The following is a 16,275-nucleotide window of genomic DNA, read 5'->3' on the forward strand; positions in this document are numbered from 1 at the left end:
AGGCTTTCTGATGACTGCGGCACACTCCGAGCACACCGGCCACACGCATACCCACTGCGAGGGCTGCGGCCACGTCGCCGTCCCGCACGGCGACCACATCGACTACGTCCACGACGGCCACCTGCACCGCGCCCACGACGGCCACTTCGACGAATGCGAGCCCTCCGGCCACACCGAAGCCGCGAACCACGACCACGTGCACGGTGAAGGCTGCGGCCACGTCGCCGTCCCCCACGGCGACCACATCGACTACATCCACGACGGCCACCGCCACGCCCCCCACAACGGTCACTACGACGAACACTGACCCCGGCGCGTCCGTGACTGTCCGCCAACAGTCCGGCGCACGGCCGAGTGACCGTTACCCCGCCGCCCGCAACCGCACCTCCAACCGCAACCCCAACGCCTCCGCATACCGCTCGAGCATCGGGATCGTCGGCATGGTGCCGCCCGCCTCGAACCGTGCCACGGCGGGCTGCTTAAATCCCGCCCGCTCGGCCAACTCGGCCTGCGTCATCCCGAGTTCCTCCCGTCGGGCGGGTGTGGTCAGGTGTGGAAGGTGGCTATGGCGGACCAGAGGAGGGGGGAGTGGTGGATGGCGCCGGTTTCTCGCCAGGTGGTGAGGCGGGTGCGGTGCCAGGTGGTGAGGGGGAGTAGGGGGTTGGGGTGGTCGTGGGCGGTGTCGATGGCGCGGATGAGATCTTGCAGCGGGGTCGCGGCGGTGGCGCCGGCGAGGCGCTGGAAGGCCAGGTCGGTGGGGAGCGGCCAGCGGGTGGCGGTGACGAGTTCGGCGCCGCCGTTGATCATGGCGGCGATGAGGCCGAGCGCCTCGGTGAAGCGTAGGTCGCCGCCGCTTTCGCAAGCGATGAGGGCGACACGGCTCGGAATCGGCCAAAGGTCGGGGCCCGCAACGGGTTCGGGCTCCAGCGTGTGCGTGCCGAGCAGGAGGTCCTTGGCCGAGAGCGGACGGTGCGCGCGCAGCGGTTCGGCGAAACCGGTGGTGTCGGCGGCGCAGGCCAGGTGCAGTTCGGCGTTCTCGCTCTGACCGGATTCCGGGGCCGCGGCCGTGACGTGACCGACGTAGATCAGCCGCGAAGCCCCCGCGCGGAGCGTTTCGGAGAGCCACGCGCGATCCAGATCGGTGCGGCGGAAGACTTCGACGGGATCTGTCACGACAGGGCGGAGGCGTTGCTCCGCAACGAGTTCGGCGACTCGCTCGGCAAGCGGTCCGGTGCCGTCCATCCGCCCGAGGACCGAACCGAGGGCGGAGTCGGCGCGAAAACCCGGCACGCGCGGATCGAGGACCGCCACCACGGGCAACTCACGGTCGGCGGACCAAGAACGCGCGCGGCGATCCGGCGCGTGCACGACACCCGCGGGCGCGAGCAGGCTGACGTCGGCGAAATCGACGAGCCGCAAGGCCGGGTCGGGCGCGATGATCTCCCACGGCACCTGCGCCACCCGCGGCGAGGGTTGCAGCCGGATGTGCGGACGGATTCCGCGCGTATACAGCTCGTGCAACTGCACCGCCAAGCCGTACGGCAGAAGCGCCCGAGAAAGAGACTGCGCCAGTGGGTATTCCGCATCGGGCGAGGCGAAGGCTCCGGTCGTGAGCGCGCGCTCGAGCCCACCGGGCACGTTGGGATTCGGCAGCGCGTCGGCGAGCGCCCGCACGGCCTCCGTGATCGGATCACCCGGCAGCATCGCGGCGCCCCGCGGCGCGGAATCGTCCTCCCACCGCCAGGACATGTAGACGTCACCGGCATCGGCCATCCGCACGACAACCGTCGGTCGCTCGGATGCTTCTCTCCCCGCGTCCGGCCCCGCGCCCACCTCCCGTGCGCCCGGTAGATCGCTGACCACTCGGCTCATACCGCCAGCACCCGCCCCTCCCGCACCGCGCGCCCATAACGCCCCTCGGCGGCGGCGATGTACTGGGCGAGCGCGATGTGCCCGTCTGGCGCGACTGCCAGCCGTGGCGGCGGCGCTACTCGCAACCCCGCCGCGGCGGCGACCTTGGCCAACGCCGATCCGAGTTGGAGCGCGGAACCTCCCATCGACGGCGCGGTTTCGATCGGCGACAGCGGTTCGAGCGGAAGCTGGGGGCGGGGTTGGTGGTCCGTGGCCGCGATATCCAACGTGGTTCCAGCGCATTGCGTTTCGATGAGATCGGCGATGAGTGGGCCGTCGCCGCAGAGATAGGCGAATCGGAACGCCAAGCGCATGGCCGGGTCGGCGATCTCGCGGTTCCACTGGGCGCGCTGGTTGCCGTTCGGCAGCGTGTATCGGACGGCGTCGATGGCGATCGCCGCCGGCACCGCGACATCGCGGGCCAGCGTCAACAGCTCGGGCGTCGGCGAGTCGACGCTGTCGATGAGGGCCTCCAGCAGCACGGCGTGCCAGAAATCGACCTGCGCGCAGTGCAATCCGAGGCCGCGCGAGGCGTACGCGTCGAACGCGGCGGCGAGCAGCTCCTGTCCCTCGTCGACGCGAAACCCTTTGAACGCCACCGTCGCGAGGCGGGTCTGCACCGCGGCCACATCCAGCGCCGCGCCGGATGCCTCGAAGCAGGCCAGGCTGCGCCGGTACAGCGCCTCGGCCTGTTCGTCGTCGTCGCGTTGTTCGGCGACGAACCCCATGATCCTGAGCCCGACTCCGGCGCGATACTCGAGACCCGCCTGTTCGAAGTACTCCTGGCTCGCTCGCAGCGGCTCCTCCGCCGCGTCGAACCGGTCGACCCTGGTGTACAGCGTCGCGAGATTCTGCTGGGTTTCGGCCACCGCGTTGCGGTCGCCCGCCGCCTCGAACGCGGCCAGCGCTTGCTGGGCGAAGTCGATGCCGAGTTCCCTGCGTCCGGTCTCGAAGTACGCACCCGCCAGGTTCATCAGCGGATGACCGGCCAGGTGCGGTGCGAAACGCTCAGCGACGTCCAGTGTTTCGGTGGCGAGTTCGATGACGCGCACCCATTGGGCGCGGTGGAACGCGACCGCCGTCAGCGAGAGCAGGCACGGCACGCGCAGCGCACCGAACTCGGGATTGTCCGCGAGCAGCGCCCTGGCCTGCTCGAGCGCCGCTTGCGCGTCGTCGAGCTCGCCGAGGTGCTGGAGCGCCTGCGAGTAGTTGACGAGCGTTGACGCCCGCTTCTCGACCGCGTCCTCGGGAATCTCCGCCAGTGCCGACCGGAACCGGACGACCGCGCCCGCGTGGTCGCCGAGCTCGTCGCACATGCTCGCCGCGTTCACCAGCGCGCTGACTCGCACGCCATCGGAGGTGGTGCGTACCGCGTGCTCGAAGATGCGCAGCGCCTCCGCGACCTCGCCGCGCTGATAGGCTGCGGCCCCTTCGTAGAGCAGTTCCAGGCCGGGCGGCGCCTCGTCAGCGGTCATCAGAAGTCCGAATCCGTTGCCGCGGCGGATACCTCGGCGAGCAGCGCGTCCTCGTCACCCGCTGCCGCACGGCCGAGCCGAGCGACCGCGAAATCGCGAATACGTTGCCGTTCTTCCCGTTCGGCACGCAGCTCCGCCGGACCAACGCCGGGAACATAAACTCGCACCGCGGCGACTTCGTCCGACGAAACCGACGCCGCACCCTGCCAGGTATCGCCGAACAGCTCGAGTTCGGTGTCGACCGAACCGCCCACGGTGTCGAGCAACGCACGCGGTCGCAAATGCTCGGGCGCGGACACCAACTGGGGAGCGGCCACCGCGCGAACCCGAACGAGCGTCGCGCCCTCGGCCCTGGTCAATTCCCAGGACACCGCGCGTTCGGAGGCGTCGACAAGCCCGGGCGGACAACGCCGCCAATCCCATCCGCCGCTGCCTCGCCCCAAGACCAGCTCGCCGTGCCGGGCACCGGGCCCGGCGGCCAGCGCGTAATCCTCCGCCCGGCCGAGCGCGGTGGAGGGCGCTGTCACCGGCTCGAGGTGCGCGTCGACGCCGTCCACCAGCGACTCGCATTCCTCGGTGAGCGTCGCGATCTCGGTGTCGAGCAGGTGCTGATCCAGCGGCGGGATGCCGTCGATGGTGGACGCGGGCCACCAGCGAGCCGCCCAGTGCGCGTAAGCCAGTCGCCTGGCCCTGTTCACCAGAGTGGGCAGCGCGGGTTCGGCCTCGAGTTCGCCGGTTCTCTTGTCGGCGACAGCCAGTGTGACGCGTTCGCCGTATACCGCCCACAACCATTCCTGCGCGTCGTCGAGGTCGTGCAGCACGGCGGCCGGAATACGTTCGTCGGCAAGCAGACTCCAGCTGAGATGGCCGCCGATCACCTCCAACACCAGGGTGTCCAGCGCGGGCGCGTCATCCAGAACCGTTGGCGCGCCGACGGGAGCGACGGACCAGAGTCCGTCCGCGTGTTCGCGTACGAGCACCGCGTTCATCAGCTCGCCCTCGATTCCGTCGAACCGAACTCACCCGCGACCGCATTCGCGCTGAGCGCGTTCTTCACCTTGGTGCGGTGATCCAGGATGACCGAGCGGCCCACGCCGTCCAGCAGATCCCACAGCTCATCGGGTTCTTCTACCGGAGCCGCGCGAACATCCCGCCCGTGCAACCGAACCCAGAGCCGCCGCAGGTAGGGCCGCCATGGGGTGCGGAGTTCCGCGGCGATCTGCGCGAGCGGACCACTGGCTTCCTCGGCCTCGTGCACCGCGAGCCGCCGCGCTTGCAGCACATAGGCTTCGCGCCGCCATCGGTTGTTGATCACCTGGTGCGCAGCGGTTTCGCGCGCCTCACCGCCGGGCGCGGCTACCGGCTCGGCTGCCCGCGTGAGTTTCTCCGCGCCGCGACTCGACCACGGGTCGTCCGCTGCACCGCCGCGATCCCGCGGCGTGACGGCGGCCGCCCTGCCGCGTTCCGCCCCTGCGGCGTCCGCCGTGCTGTCGCCTTCTGCCCGCGCGAGGACCGCCGCACCGCCGCGATCCAACCGCCCGTCCTTCGCCCCGCTTCCGCGTTCCGCTCGCGCGGCATCCGAGAGGTGCCGCACCCGCGCCGCCGTACCACCGCGCTCGTCCGACACCACACCGAACGGCGAAAGCCCGACAGCCAGAACGACTCCGGCCGCAGCGCCCACGCGAAGCGTCTCGTCGAGCAGCGCCCACGGCGCACAACTACGGGCGATCTCGTCGGTGACCAGCTCGGGAATCGGTGGTAGCTCAGCGCGTTCGCTCGACGCCTGCAACACCGTGAAGACCCGTTCGTAGATCGTGCGGTCGAACGGCAGCCCCAGATCCGCCTTGGACGCCGACGCGCCGAGCGCGGGCGGGCGCGGCAGCGGATGCGCGGTGAGCCCGAGTTCGTTCGCGCTGCCGCCGGATGCCCGGTGCCACAGGTCGATACCGGAATGGGTGCCCGCGTGCGCCGCGACGAGGCGGTCCAGTTCCGGCTGCCCGTCGCCGGTCACCCGACTGTTGGCGCACGCGTCGAGCAGTTCCTCGAACCCCGCTGTGTGATCGCCGCTGACCGCCGCCGGACGACGCCGCCAGGCGATCTCGATCAACCCACCCAGCTCCCGCACCACCTCCGCGTCGGTGAGGTGCTCCTTGAGCGCCTGCGTGGTTCGGCCGGCGGCGAATTCGTGGATATCGCGCAGCGCGGCCTCCGCGTTCTGCCTGTCCCGCACCGGATCCGGGTGTCCCGCCGTAGTCGCGAGCTCGAAACAGCGCTGGAAGTAGAGATCCTGCGGATTGCCCTCGGTGATGCGCAGCGCGCGGCGGACCTGCTTGAGCAGCGTGAACCAGGCCGCGGTGGCGCGCAGCACGTCGGCGGCGGCGTATATCCGGGTGGCGAGCAGCGTCGCGCCGTCCGCGGTCAGGATGGCGCCCGCGCAGCTCGGATGCTGCACGGGCCGGATGACCAGCGGGTCGAGCACGAGTTTGACGGTCCGGCGCAGCGGTCCGCCCTGTGGGCCGCTGAGTGCTTCGACACCGTCGAGCTTGCGCCACACCTCGTCGAGCACCATGGCGCGCGGTCGTCGCATTCGACCAGGTTAACGGACCTTCGGTCGGTTCGGGCCGCCGAAACTTGGGATCGGTAGGCGGCGCGCGATTCCTACCTTTCTCTCAACGGCCCAACAGGGCCGGACCAACCGAGAGAGACAGGAACAGATCACCATGAACGCCAAGCACTTCCGCATCGGAACCGCCGCCCTCGCCGCCGTCGCGCTCACCGGATTCCTCACCGCCTGCGGCGACGACTCCGCTACGAGCTCGCCCACGACCTCGCAGCAGGCCACCGCCGCCGCGCCCGCGGGCCCGGCCGCGGGCAAGTCCGCGGCGCTGGTCGACGGCAAGGCGCTGACCGGCACGTTCGACACCACCTGCGCCAAGCAGGGCGACACCCTGGCCCTCGCGCTGACCGACAACAACAACGCCACCTACGGCCAGCTTTCGGTCAGCGCCACCATCACCGGCGACACCGTGCAGGCCGTCGGCATCGCGGGCAGCCAGGGCGGCTCCTCGGGTCTGCCCTACGCGGTCGGCTACGGCAACGGCCAGCCGGGCGGCTCGGCGAAGCTCGTGAAGGACGGCAACACCTTCAAGGTCACCGGCGAGGGCGTCGGCGCGCCCGACCTGAGCAACCCGCTCGCGGGCCCCTCGACCTCGACCTTCGACATCACCTTCGCCTGCTCGACCATCGTCGGCGCCTGACGGTCCGAGTGCTCGGCTCCCCGTCGTCCCACGCGCCCGGCGCCACCGAGGGGTGCGCCAGGACGGGACGACGGGGTGGCCCGGAACTCGGAAAGTCCGACCGACAAAAACCAAGGAGCACACCATGGCAACCAAACTGCGCGCCGCCGCGATCGTCTTCGCTCTCGCCGCGATCGGCCTCTACCTCTGGCACGGCCTCACCTACGAACCGAGCAGCCCGTGGGAGCCCGGCTTCACCGCTTGGCTCAACGGCTTCATGGCCCTGCCGATCATCGCGTTCACCACGGTGGTGATGGTCTTCGCCTTCACCGGCGAGGGCATCATGTCGGCGTTGACCGGGCTCAACACCACGGAATTCCGTGGCGGTCTGCTCGGCATCGGCACCGTGAAGTCGTTCCGGCAGACCGGCGTGACCGTCAACGACCAGCCGCAGATCCGCATCGAATTCAGCGTCGAGGGCGTGGACGGCAAGGTCTTCGACTCCGCGGCGAAGGTGATCGTGCCGCTCACCGAACTGGCGCTGCTGCGCCCCGGCGTTGTGCTGCCCGTGCGCTACCTCCCGGACCGCACCGACAAGGTCGAGGTGGACCTTTCCGGCGACAGCGTCGAGGCGCAACGGGTGATGAACGAATCCATGATCCGCAAGGGCTTCACCACCAAGGCCAAGCTGGACATCGCGGCGCGCGGCATCGCGGCGCAGGCGGTGGTGCAGTCGCTGTCGGTGCCCGGCGAGATCCGTGACGGCTACTCCAAGGTGGTGATCGGGCTTGCCGTCACGCGGCCCGACGGCAGCACCTTCCGCACCAGCGCCGAGAAGTTCCTGCCGCCGGCCAGCGTGGGCAATGTGCAGGTGGGCAGGATCGTCCAGGTGCACTACCTGCCGGCCAACGAGCAGGAGGTGGTCATCGCGGTTCCGGTGAACGCCTGAGACTTGGTCGGCTGTTCACCCACGCGTTTCCTGGGAATAGCCTGCGGGGTTTAGCGTGCGGCCGACAGCCCAAAGCAGGAGTGATCGTGACCTTGAAACCACTCGCCCTCTTCGTGCAGCACGACGGCCGCTCCGCGCGCGCCGCCGTGACCTGCGAGTACAAATGCGCCAACGCGTGCTTTCACGAGACGCCCAACACCTCGGGCGGCGAGTACTTCGGCGACATCGTCAGCTCCCTGAACCGGCGTGGGCTGATCAAGGGCGGCGCGGCCGCGGTTCTCGCGGTCGGCGCCGCCTCCGCCCTCGCGGCCTGCGGTGACGACGAGGCCGCCGGCTCCAGCGGAACCGCCCCGGCGGGCCCGCCCGGCACCGGAACCAATTTCACCGCGGTCGCGCCCAACAAGGAAGACGCCGTCGTCGTCCCGGAGGGCTACGACCAGTCGATCGTGATCCGTTGGGGCGACCCGGTGTTCGCCGACGCCCCCGCCTTCGACTTCGACCGGCAGACCGCCGCCGCGCAGGCCAAGCAGTTCGGCTACAACAACGATTTCGCCGCCCTGCTGCCCATCGAGGGCCAGGCCAACAGCTACCTGCTCGTGGTCAACCACGAGTACACCACCGCGCCGCAGATGTTCCGCGGCTACGACAAAGAGAACCCGACGCCCGAGCAACTCGCCATCACCATGGCGGCGCACGGCCTGACCGTCGTCGAGGTCAAGGGCGAGTCCGGCACCGGCAAGCTGACGCCCGTCTTCGGCAAGTACAACCGCCGCATCACCGCCACCACCGAGTTCACCCTCACCGGACCCGCCGCGGGCAGCGAGTTCGTGAAGACCTCCGCGGACCCGACGGGCACCAAGGTGCTCGGCACCTTCGCCAACTGCGCGGGCGGCGTAACGCCCTGGGGCACCGTGCTTTCCGGCGAGGAGAACTTCCACGGTTACTTCGCCAACGGCGACAAGCCCGCGGGCGGTGACGCCGCCGTGGCGCGCGCCAAGCGCTACGGATTCACCGCGGGCGCGACGGCCAACCTCTGGGAGCGCGCGGACAAGCGCTTCGACCTGGCTCAGGAACCCAACGAGGCCAACCGATTCGGCTACGTCGTCGAGATCGACCCGTGGGACCCGAACTCCACGCCGGTCAAGCACTCGGCCATGGGCAGGCTCAAGCACGAAGGCGCGAACATCTACGTCACCAAGGGTGGCGACGTCGTCTCCTACACCGGTGACGACGAGAGGTTCGACTACATGTACAAATTCGTCTCGTCCCGCAAGGTGCAGTCCGGCACCGGCGCGGCGAGCAGGCGGCACAACATGACCATCCTCGCCGCGGGCACGCTGTACGTCGCCAAGCTCACCGGCGACCACGCGGACAAGATCGACGGCACCGGCGCCAAGCCGTCGGACAAGGGCTTCACCGGTAAGGGTCAGTGGATTCCGCTGCTGGAGACGGACGCCGAGGGTAAGGGCAAGTCGCTGGTCGACGGAATGACCGCCGAAGAGGTCGCGGTGTTCACCCGGCTCGCGGCCGACAAGGTCGGCGCGACGAAGATGGACCGCCCGGAGGACTTCGAGGCCAACCCCTACACCGGCAAGGTGTACGTCGCGCTGACCAACAATGACAACCGCGGTAAAGAGGGCAAGGCGGGCGCCGACGAGGCGAACCCGCGCAACCTCAACAAGAACGGTCAGGTCCTGGAGATCGACGACGATCACACCGGCACCGAGTTCACCTGGTCGCTGCTGCTGGTCTGCGGCGACCCGAACGCGGCGGACACCTACTACGCCGGGTTCGACAAGACCAAGGTGAGCCCGATCTCCTGCCCGGACAACCTGGCCTTCGACCCGTACGGCAACCTGTGGATCTCCACCGACGGCAACGCGCTGAAGTCCAACGACGGCCTCTTCTCGGTGGTGCTGGACGGCGCGAATCGCGGTGAGACCAAACAGTTCTTGACCGTGCCGCGCGGCGCGGAGACCTGCGGTCCGATCGTGACCGAGTCGCGGGTGATCGTGTGCGTGCAGCATCCGGGCGAGTCCGACGACGCCACCCCCGACAACCCGTCCTCGCACTGGCCCGATGGCGGTTCCGCGCAGCCGAGGCCGTCCGTCGCGGTGGTGTGGAAGAAGGACGGCGGCCGGATCGGAGTGTAGTCAGCCCATATTGGCGAACGTGGCGAAATCGCCTTGGGCGCCGCTGTATACGTTGAGATCGGTGCGGCCCGCGATGCCGGGGATGCTCCCGCTGTCGGTGGTCTGCCAGAACGTCCAGGTAGGCCAGCCGCCGGGCACCTCGGGTTGCGCGTTGCCGCGGTAGTCGGCGATCCACAGCGGATAGCGGGTGAACTCGCCGGTATTCGCCATCGCCGTCTTCCAGAAGTTCGGGTAGGTGTAGATGATCGGCACCCGGCCGGTCAGTGCCTGCACCGTGTTCAGGTAGCGGTGCGTCCAGTCGATCAGCGCCGCGGGGCTCAGACCGCCGGAGTGCTCGAGATCGAGCACCGGCGGCAGGTCCAGCGGACCGTTCTGCCCGAGCACCGTCGCGGCGTACAGCGCCGCCTGCGGTTCCGGCGGTAGCTGCGGCCGCGCGTAGTGGTACGTGCCGCGCGCGATGCCCGCCGCCCGCATCAACAAGCTGTCCGGCACGAAGTAGGGATTGATGTAGCTCAGGCCCTCGGTCGCCTTGACCATGGCGAAGTCGTGGCCGGAGCGTTTGACCGCGAACCAGTCGATCAACCGGCCGTCGATGTGCTGCCAGGACGAGACGTCCGGCCCGACCGGCGCGGCCGCGGCCTGACCGGTCGCCGAAAGGATGCTGCCCACCACGATCGCGGACAACGCAAGACTGCGAGTCGCTCTCCAACGAGTGCTATCCATGGCCTTCGACCTTAGGCGGCCGTGGCTGTTGTGACCAGTGTTACAGACGAGACATTTGCTAGCCCAGCCAGTCCAGCACCGAGGCGGCCGTCCACGACTGCTGCATGCTGCCGAGCGGTTCGCCGGTGAAGGGCTCGTAGTACTCCGCGAAACTGCCGTCGCTGGCCTGCCGCAGTCCCTCGGCTCGCAGCATGAAAGCGCGCTCGGCCCAGCCGCGGCGGGCGAAGACCCAGGAGAACAGCCAGCTCATCACCGGCCACACCGGTCCGCGCCAGTACTCGCGTGGCCGGAAGTCCTTGGAGACGGGAGAGGTCGACGGCGGCAGCGCGTAGCGCAGGTCCGGGTGGCCGCAATAGCGCGGGCCTTCGAAAAGGCGAAGCAGGCTGCGTTCGGTGTCGCGCGGCAGGCCGCCGCACAGCAGCGGGGCGAAGACGGCCAGGGTCTCGGTATCGATCCAGCGCTGGAGGCGCACGTCGAAGTCGCGGGCCGCGCCGGTCCGCGCGTCGGCGGTGGCGACGACCCCCGCGCGGAAGCGCTCGGCCCACGCGTAGAGGTCGCGCACGTCGGCGTGCGGCTGTTTGTACTCCTCGCCGATATTGGCGAGCACCTCGCAGGCCAGGGCGAAGACCGCGGTGACGAACACGTCCTGCACGGCGAAGCTCATGGTGGAGGCCAGTTGGTAGTCGTCGTATCCGGCCCGGCGCATCTGCTCGACCAGCCAGAGATATCTGTCGTACTCGCGGTCGGTGGGTCGCTGCGTCGGATCGGAGACCACCAGCACGTCCTCGCGGCGGTAGGCGGGCAGGTCGCCGGGGATGACGTGCTCATAGGCGCGGTCCCAGCGCGGCGAGTTGTCCATGCCGGATTCCCAGCCGTGGTAGAGCGTGATCCGGCCGTTCTCCTTCGGATCTCGGGCGTGCGCGAGCCAGCGATGCCAGCGCACCAGGTCCGGCCAGCGGCGGTTGAGGAACTGCTCGGCGACCGCCCTGGTGCTGCGTCCGTGGCGGCGGGAGTGATCGAGAATGCGCTGCACGGCGATGGCGTGCACCGGCGGCTGCGTGATGCCGGAAGTGTCCGGACCGTCGGGCGCGTTGGCGGCCAGCTTGCGGCACTCCCAGCGGGCAGGGCCGGGGAAGTAGCCGTCCACGCCGTTGGCGAACACGATGTGCGGGATCATCCCGCTCTTCCACTGTGCCGAGAGCAGCGTGTCCAGCTCGACGACCGCGCGCTCCACGCTGAGCGGTGCGAGACCGACGGCCACGAACGCCGCGTCCCAGCTCCACATGTGCGGATACAGGCGCGGCGCGGCACTGGTCATGGTGCCCAGGTCGTTGCCCCGCAGCAGGTAGGCGGCGCGCGCCGCGAGCTGAGTTGGGGTGAAACCCGGATGTGCCATCCCCCTATTCTGCGATCCGACGCGCAGATATGCGCGATCAGCGGCGGTGGGTTGCGTCGCAGCGCGGCGCACCGGGTGTTCGGCGAATCTCACTCTCGCATGCCCCGTCCGTGGAGATTGGTTACCGACGTATGCGTGCATCGCTACGAGTCGGCGCGGTGCTACGGATTCGAGGCCGATTCCGGCGCGCCGACTACGGTGGGGCGCATGAACGCCGCCGTCACCAGCACACCGAAGCCGACCGCGTTGATCACCGGTGCCAGCCGCGGGCTCGGCGCGGCCATCGCCCGCGAACTCGCGCCGGGACACGAGCTGCTGCTCGGCGCGCGCTCGAAAGACGCGCTCCGCGACATCCTCACCGAGCTGCCGGAGGCGACGCCCTGGCCGGTGGAGCTCACCGACTACGAGGCCGTCGCCGCGGCGGTCGGCGCGGTCGAGCGGCTGGACGTGCTCGTGCACAACGCCGGGATCGCCGATCTCGGCACCATCGCGGAATCTTCGGTGACGCAGTGGCGAAACACCTTGGAGGCCAATCTCATCGCGGTCGCCGAGCTGACGAGGCTGCTGTTGCCCGCGTTGCGCGCGTCGAACGGTCATGTGGTGCTGATCAATTCGGGCGCCGGGTTGCGGGCCAACGCGGGCTGGGCCTCCTATGCGGCGAGCAAGTTCGGGTTGCGCGCCTTCGCCGACGCGTTGCGACTGGAGGAACCCGCGCTGCGCGTGACCTCCATCCACCCCGGCCGCATCGATACCGACATGCAGCGCGAGATCACCGCGAACGAGGGCCGCGAGTACCGGCCGGAGGAGTTCCTCACCCCAGAGACCGTCGCGGCGGCGGTGCGGCACGCCGTCGAGACGCCGCGCGACGCGCATCCGACGGAGATCGTGCTGCGGCCCATCGCCCGCTGAGGTCGGCCCCGGTTCACATCGCACGACGTGCTGCCGCGGCCCGGCCGAAGAGTGCGGAAGGACGGCGCCCCGGCATATGCCGATAACCCTGCGCGCCTTAAGAGTTCGGCAAGAGCGGTCGGGCAAGGTCGCGACCATGAAGAACTCAGCACCGCGGTCCGCCGCCCGCCTGGCTCGATGGGGCATCGTCGCCGCGGCGGTCGGTGTCGCCATGACCGTCCCGCAGGCCACCGCCTCGGCGGACGCCACCCGCTATGCCGCGATCGCGCTCTCGACATCGACCGGCGAGACCGGAAGCGCCTGGAACTATCCGTCGTCCGGGGAAGCCGTCGACGCCGCTGTCGGCGCCTGCAACAGCAGGGTCCCCGTGGTACACCATCCGCCCACCGGCTCCTCCGGCCCCTACACCACCGGCGGCGACTGCGCCTGGCAGATCTGGCTACCCAGTGGATATTGCGGCGCACTCGTGCAATCGACCAGCTACAACGCCAAGACCGACACTTGGGGCTCGGTCGAGTACACCACCGGTAGCGGACGCACCCGTGAAGAGGCCGTGTACAACGCCATACAGATCGGCACCGGGTACCGAACCCAGATCCTGGAGTCGCTCTGCCAGGACTGAGCGAAAAGGCGCCCACCACAACGGTGGGCGCCTTTTCGACGAATCAGGCGACGATGTTGACCAGGCGGCCCGGCACCACGATCAGCTTGCGCGGCGCGGCGCCGTTCAGCAGCGCGGCGATCTTCTCGTCGGCCAGCGCGGCCGCTTCGATGGCGGCGTTGTCGGCGTCGGCGGGCACCTGAATCCGGCTGCGCACCTTGCCGTTCACCTGGATCGGGTACTCCACCGTGTCCTCGACCAGCAGCGCGGGATCCGCGACCGGGAACGGCCCGTGCGCGAGGGAAACGCTGTGGCCCAACCGTTCCCACAGCTCCTCGGCGATGTGCGGGGAGAGCGGGGCCAGCATCAGCACCAGTGGCTCGACCACCGAGCGCGGTGCGCCGTCCGGGTAGTTCTTGGTGAGGTGGTTGGTCAGCTCGATGAGCTTCGCGCCCGCGGTGTTGTCACGCAGCGCGGCGAAATCCTCGTCGACGCCCGCGATCGTCTTGTGCGTCAGGCGCAGCGTCTCCTCCGACGGCGCGTCCTCGGTGACGCGCAGCGCGCCCGTCTCCTCGTCGACCACCAGACGCCAGACCCGCTGCAGGAACCGGTGCGCGCCCACGACGTCCTTGGTCGCCCACGGCCGCGAGGTGTCCAGCGGACCCATCGACATCTCGTAGAAGCGGAAGGTGTCGGCGCCGTACAGATCGCACATCTCGTCCGGGGAGATGGCGTTCTTCAACGACTTTCCGATCTTGCCGTACTCCTGGAAGACCTCGATCTCGACGCCGGTCGCATCGGTCCAGAAGAACTTCCCCGCCCGCTCGACGATCTCGGCGGCGGGCACGTACGCGCCGCGCTCGTCGGTGTAGGCGTGCGCTTGGATGTAACCCTGGTTGAACAACCGCCGGTACGGCTCGCTGCTGCTCACGTCGCCCAGGTCGAAGAGCACCTTCTGCCAGAAGCGCGCGTACAGCAGGTGCAGCACCGCGTGCTCCACACCGCCGACGTACAGATCGACGCCGCCCGGATCGTTCGGGCCGTGCTCCGCGGTGCGCGGACCCAGCCAGTACTGCTCGTTCTCCTTGGCGCAGAACGCTTCCGGGTTGGTCGGGTCGGCGTAGCGCAGCTGGTACCAGGAGCTGCCCGCCCAGTTCGGCATGACGTTGGTGTCGCGCCGGTATTTCTTCGGCCCGTCGCCGAGATCCAGCTCGACGTGCACCCAGTCGGTGGCCTTGGCCAGCGGCGGGGAGGGCTCGGAGTTCGCGTCGTCCGGGTCGAAGGTCACCGGTGCGAAGTCGTCCAGCTCCGGAAGCCGCACGGGCAGCATGGATTCCGGCAGCGCGTGCGGTGCGCCCTGCTCGTCGTAGACGATCGGGAACGGCTCGCCCCAGTAGCGCTGGCGGGCGAACAGCCAGTCGCGCAGCTTGTACTGGATGGTGCCGGTGCCGTGTCCGTCGGCCTCCAGCCTGCCGATGACGGTCGCCTTGGCCTCTTCGACCGAAAGGCCGTTCAGGTAATCGGAATTCACCAGTACGCCCTCGCCCGCATGGGCGCCGTTGGCGACGTCCCCGCCGGAGATGACCTCCACGATCGGCAGGCCGAAGGCGGTGGCGAATTCGTGGTCGCGGTGATCGTGGCCGGGCACCGCCATGATCGCGCCGGTGCCGTAGCCGATCAGCACGTAGTCGGCGATGAAGATCGGAATCCGTTGCCCGTTCACCGGGTTCGTGGCGTACGCGCCCAGGAAGACGCCGGTCTTCTCCTTGTTCTCCTGGCGCTCCAGATCCGACTTGGCCGCGATGGCCTTGCGGTAGGCGGCGACGGCGTCGGCGGGGGTCGCCGCGCCCTCGTTGGTCCAGCGCGGGTCGGTGTTCTCCGGCCACTGCGCCGCCGTCAGCCGGTCGACCAGCTCGTGTTCGGGGGCCAGGACCATGTAGGTCGCGCCGAACAGGGTGTCGGGGCGGGTGGTGAACACCTCGATCTGGCCCGCGTCCGAATCGAACTTCACCTGCGCGCCGCGCGAACGACCGATCCAGTTGCGCTGCATGGCCTTCACGTTCTCCGGCCAGTCCAGCAGATCCAGGTCGTCGACCAGCCGGTCCGAATAGGCGGTGATGCGCATCATCCACTGCCACAGGCGCTTACGGAAGACCGGGAAGTTGCCGCGCTCGCTGCGGCCCTCGGCGGTGACCTCCTCGTTGGACAGCACGGTGCCCAGGCCGGGGCACCAGTTGACCATCGAATCGGTCTGGTACACAAGGCGATACGAGTCGATCACCGCGGCGCGCTCGGCGGCGGACATGGTCGCCCAGTCCTTGCCGTCGGGCGCGGGACGCGCGCCGGAGGCGAACTGCTCCTCCAGGTCGGCGATGGGGCGGGCACGGCCGATCTCCAGGTCGTACCAGGCGTTGTAGATGCGCAGGAAGATCCACTGCGTCCAGCGGTAGTACTCGGGATCGGTGGTCGCGAACGAGCGACGCCGGTCGTGGCCGAGGCCCAGCCGGTCCAGCTGGCGCTGCATGGTGGCGATGTTGGACTCGGTGGTGTCGCGCGGGTGCGCGCCGGTCTGCACCGCGTACTGCTCGGCGGGCAGGCCGAAGGCGTCGTAGCCCAGCGCGTGCAGCACGTTGCGTCCGTGCATGCGGTGGTAGCGCGCGAACACGTCGGTCGCGATGTAGCCCAGCGGGTGGCCTACGTGCAGGCCCGCGCCCGACGGGTACGGGAACATGTCCTGGACGAACAGCTTGTCCGCGGGTGTTTCCCCGGCGAGCGGGCCGGTCGGGTTCGGCGCGTGGAAGGTGCCACGCTCCACCCAGTTCTGCTGCCACCGGCGCTCGATGCGGCCCGCGAGGTCAGCGTTGTACCGGTGCTGGGGTACATCGCTCTCTGTTGCACGACTGTCCTGCACGGTCCTGCCTT

Annotated in this window: 14 protein-coding genes; 6 read left to right on the top strand and 8 right to left on the bottom strand. The window is 69.4% G+C overall.

The genetic code is table 11. The features are described from left to right. Positions 1 to 10 precede the first annotated feature (10 nt). Positions 11 to 307 carry a hypothetical protein gene (locus FB390_RS33410; protein ID WP_185756958.1) on the top strand — a complete coding sequence of 99 codons (297 nt, stop codon included), beginning with the start codon at positions 11 to 13 and terminating at the stop codon, positions 305 to 307. Positions 308 to 361: 54 nt separating this feature from the next. On the opposite strand, the gene FB390_RS34605 is transcribed toward FB390_RS33410, so the two are convergent. The 5 genes from FB390_RS34605 to FB390_RS34090 all read right to left on the bottom strand — a co-directional run bounded on the left by FB390_RS34605 (position 362) and on the right by FB390_RS34090 (position 5,973). Continuing rightward, positions 362 to 640, bottom strand: coding sequence for a helix-turn-helix domain-containing protein (locus tag FB390_RS34605; protein WP_281292417.1), 279 nt, complete (start codon positions 638 to 640; stop codon positions 362 to 364). Continuing rightward, the gene (locus FB390_RS06725; RefSeq protein ID WP_246124254.1) at positions 547 to 1,773 is read right to left on the bottom strand and encodes a CHAT domain-containing protein; all 1,227 of its coding nucleotides are present in this window, start codon (positions 1,771 to 1,773) and stop codon (positions 547 to 549) included. Before FB390_RS06725 ends, FB390_RS34605 begins: the two co-directional genes overlap by 94 nt. A gap of 95 nt (positions 1,774 to 1,868) precedes the next feature. Further along, positions 1,869 to 3,386: a tetratricopeptide repeat protein gene (locus FB390_RS06730; protein WP_141808164.1), complete on the bottom strand. Its 1,518-nt coding sequence runs from the start codon at positions 3,384 to 3,386 to the stop codon at positions 1,869 to 1,871. Then, positions 3,386 to 4,375 (bottom strand): hypothetical protein, encoded by a 990-nt coding sequence (locus FB390_RS06735; RefSeq protein ID WP_141808165.1) that lies wholly within the window; start codon positions 4,373 to 4,375, stop codon positions 3,386 to 3,388. Before FB390_RS06735 ends, FB390_RS06730 begins: the two co-directional genes overlap by 1 nt. Then, complete coding sequence (locus FB390_RS34090) at positions 4,375 to 5,973, bottom strand: hypothetical protein (RefSeq protein WP_425465849.1); 1,599 nt, start codon at positions 5,971 to 5,973, stop codon at positions 4,375 to 4,377. Before FB390_RS34090 ends, FB390_RS06735 begins: the two co-directional genes overlap by 1 nt. A gap of 133 nt (positions 5,974 to 6,106) precedes the next feature. On the opposite strand from FB390_RS34090, the gene FB390_RS06750 reads away from it, so the two are divergent. The 3 genes from FB390_RS06750 to FB390_RS06760 all read left to right on the top strand — a co-directional run bounded on the left by FB390_RS06750 (position 6,107) and on the right by FB390_RS06760 (position 9,724). After that, on the top strand, positions 6,107 to 6,643 hold the full coding sequence (locus tag FB390_RS06750) for a lipoprotein LpqH (protein WP_141808166.1): 537 nt from the start codon (positions 6,107 to 6,109) through the stop codon (positions 6,641 to 6,643). A gap of 124 nt (positions 6,644 to 6,767) precedes the next feature. Then, positions 6,768 to 7,571 carry a hypothetical protein gene (locus FB390_RS06755; protein WP_141808167.1) on the top strand — a complete coding sequence of 268 codons (804 nt, stop codon included), beginning with the start codon at positions 6,768 to 6,770 and terminating at the stop codon, positions 7,569 to 7,571. Positions 7,572 to 7,657: 86 nt separating this feature from the next. After that, positions 7,658 to 9,724, top strand: a complete 2,067-nt coding sequence (locus tag FB390_RS06760) for a PhoX family protein (protein ID WP_141808168.1) — start codon at positions 7,658 to 7,660, stop codon at positions 9,722 to 9,724. On the opposite strand, the gene FB390_RS06765 is transcribed toward FB390_RS06760, so the two are convergent. After that, positions 9,725 to 10,447 carry a glycoside hydrolase family 25 protein gene (locus FB390_RS06765; RefSeq protein ID WP_141808169.1) on the bottom strand — a complete coding sequence of 241 codons (723 nt, stop codon included), beginning with the start codon at positions 10,445 to 10,447 and terminating at the stop codon, positions 9,725 to 9,727. Positions 10,448 to 10,505: 58 nt separating this feature from the next. Next, on the bottom strand, positions 10,506 to 11,843 hold the full coding sequence (ggh, locus tag FB390_RS06770) for a glucosylglycerate hydrolase (protein ID WP_141808170.1): 1,338 nt from the start codon (positions 11,841 to 11,843) through the stop codon (positions 10,506 to 10,508). A 207-nt stretch (positions 11,844 to 12,050) separates the two neighbouring features. On the opposite strand from ggh, the gene FB390_RS06775 reads away from it, so the two are divergent. Both FB390_RS06775 and FB390_RS06780 read left to right on the top strand, forming a co-directional pair. Next, on the top strand, positions 12,051 to 12,752 hold the full coding sequence (locus tag FB390_RS06775) for an SDR family oxidoreductase (protein WP_141808171.1): 702 nt from the start codon (positions 12,051 to 12,053) through the stop codon (positions 12,750 to 12,752). A 136-nt stretch (positions 12,753 to 12,888) separates the two neighbouring features. Then, on the top strand, positions 12,889 to 13,374 hold the full coding sequence (locus tag FB390_RS06780) for a DUF4189 domain-containing protein (protein WP_185756959.1): 486 nt from the start codon (positions 12,889 to 12,891) through the stop codon (positions 13,372 to 13,374). Positions 13,375 to 13,417: 43 nt separating this feature from the next. Here the strand turns inward: FB390_RS06780 and leuS are convergent, their stop codons facing one another. Next, positions 13,418 to 16,264, bottom strand: coding sequence for a leucine--tRNA ligase (gene leuS / locus FB390_RS06785; protein WP_141808173.1), 2,847 nt, complete (start codon positions 16,262 to 16,264; stop codon positions 13,418 to 13,420). Positions 16,265 to 16,275 lie beyond the last annotated feature (11 nt).

It is taken from the genome of Nocardia bhagyanarayanae (assembly GCF_006716565.1).
Taxonomy (GTDB): domain Bacteria; phylum Actinomycetota; class Actinomycetes; order Mycobacteriales; family Mycobacteriaceae; genus Nocardia; species Nocardia bhagyanarayanae.

Coding starts and splice junctions, on each gene's coding strand:
- FB390_RS33410 (WP_185756958.1), top strand. CDS start 11: ATGACTGCGGCACACTCCGAGCACACCGGCCACACGCATACCCACTGC.
- FB390_RS06725 (WP_246124254.1), bottom strand. CDS start 1,773: ATGGCCGATGCCGGTGACGTCTACATGTCCTGGCGGTGGGAGGACGAT.
- FB390_RS06730 (WP_141808164.1), bottom strand. CDS start 3,386: ATGACCGCTGACGAGGCGCCGCCCGGCCTGGAACTGCTCTACGAAGGG.
- FB390_RS06735 (WP_141808165.1), bottom strand. CDS start 4,375: ATGAACGCGGTGCTCGTACGCGAACACGCGGACGGACTCTGGTCCGTC.
- FB390_RS34090 (WP_425465849.1), bottom strand. CDS start 5,973: ATGCGACGACCGCGCGCCATGGTGCTCGACGAGGTGTGGCGCAAGCTC.
- FB390_RS06750 (WP_141808166.1), top strand. CDS start 6,107: ATGAACGCCAAGCACTTCCGCATCGGAACCGCCGCCCTCGCCGCCGTC.
- FB390_RS06755 (WP_141808167.1), top strand. CDS start 6,768: ATGGCAACCAAACTGCGCGCCGCCGCGATCGTCTTCGCTCTCGCCGCG.
- FB390_RS06765 (WP_141808169.1), bottom strand. CDS start 10,447: ATGGATAGCACTCGTTGGAGAGCGACTCGCAGTCTTGCGTTGTCCGCG.
- ggh (WP_141808170.1), bottom strand. CDS start 11,843: ATGGCACATCCGGGTTTCACCCCAACTCAGCTCGCGGCGCGCGCCGCC.
- FB390_RS06775 (WP_141808171.1), top strand. CDS start 12,051: ATGAACGCCGCCGTCACCAGCACACCGAAGCCGACCGCGTTGATCACC.
- FB390_RS06780 (WP_185756959.1), top strand. CDS start 12,889: ATGAAGAACTCAGCACCGCGGTCCGCCGCCCGCCTGGCTCGATGGGGC.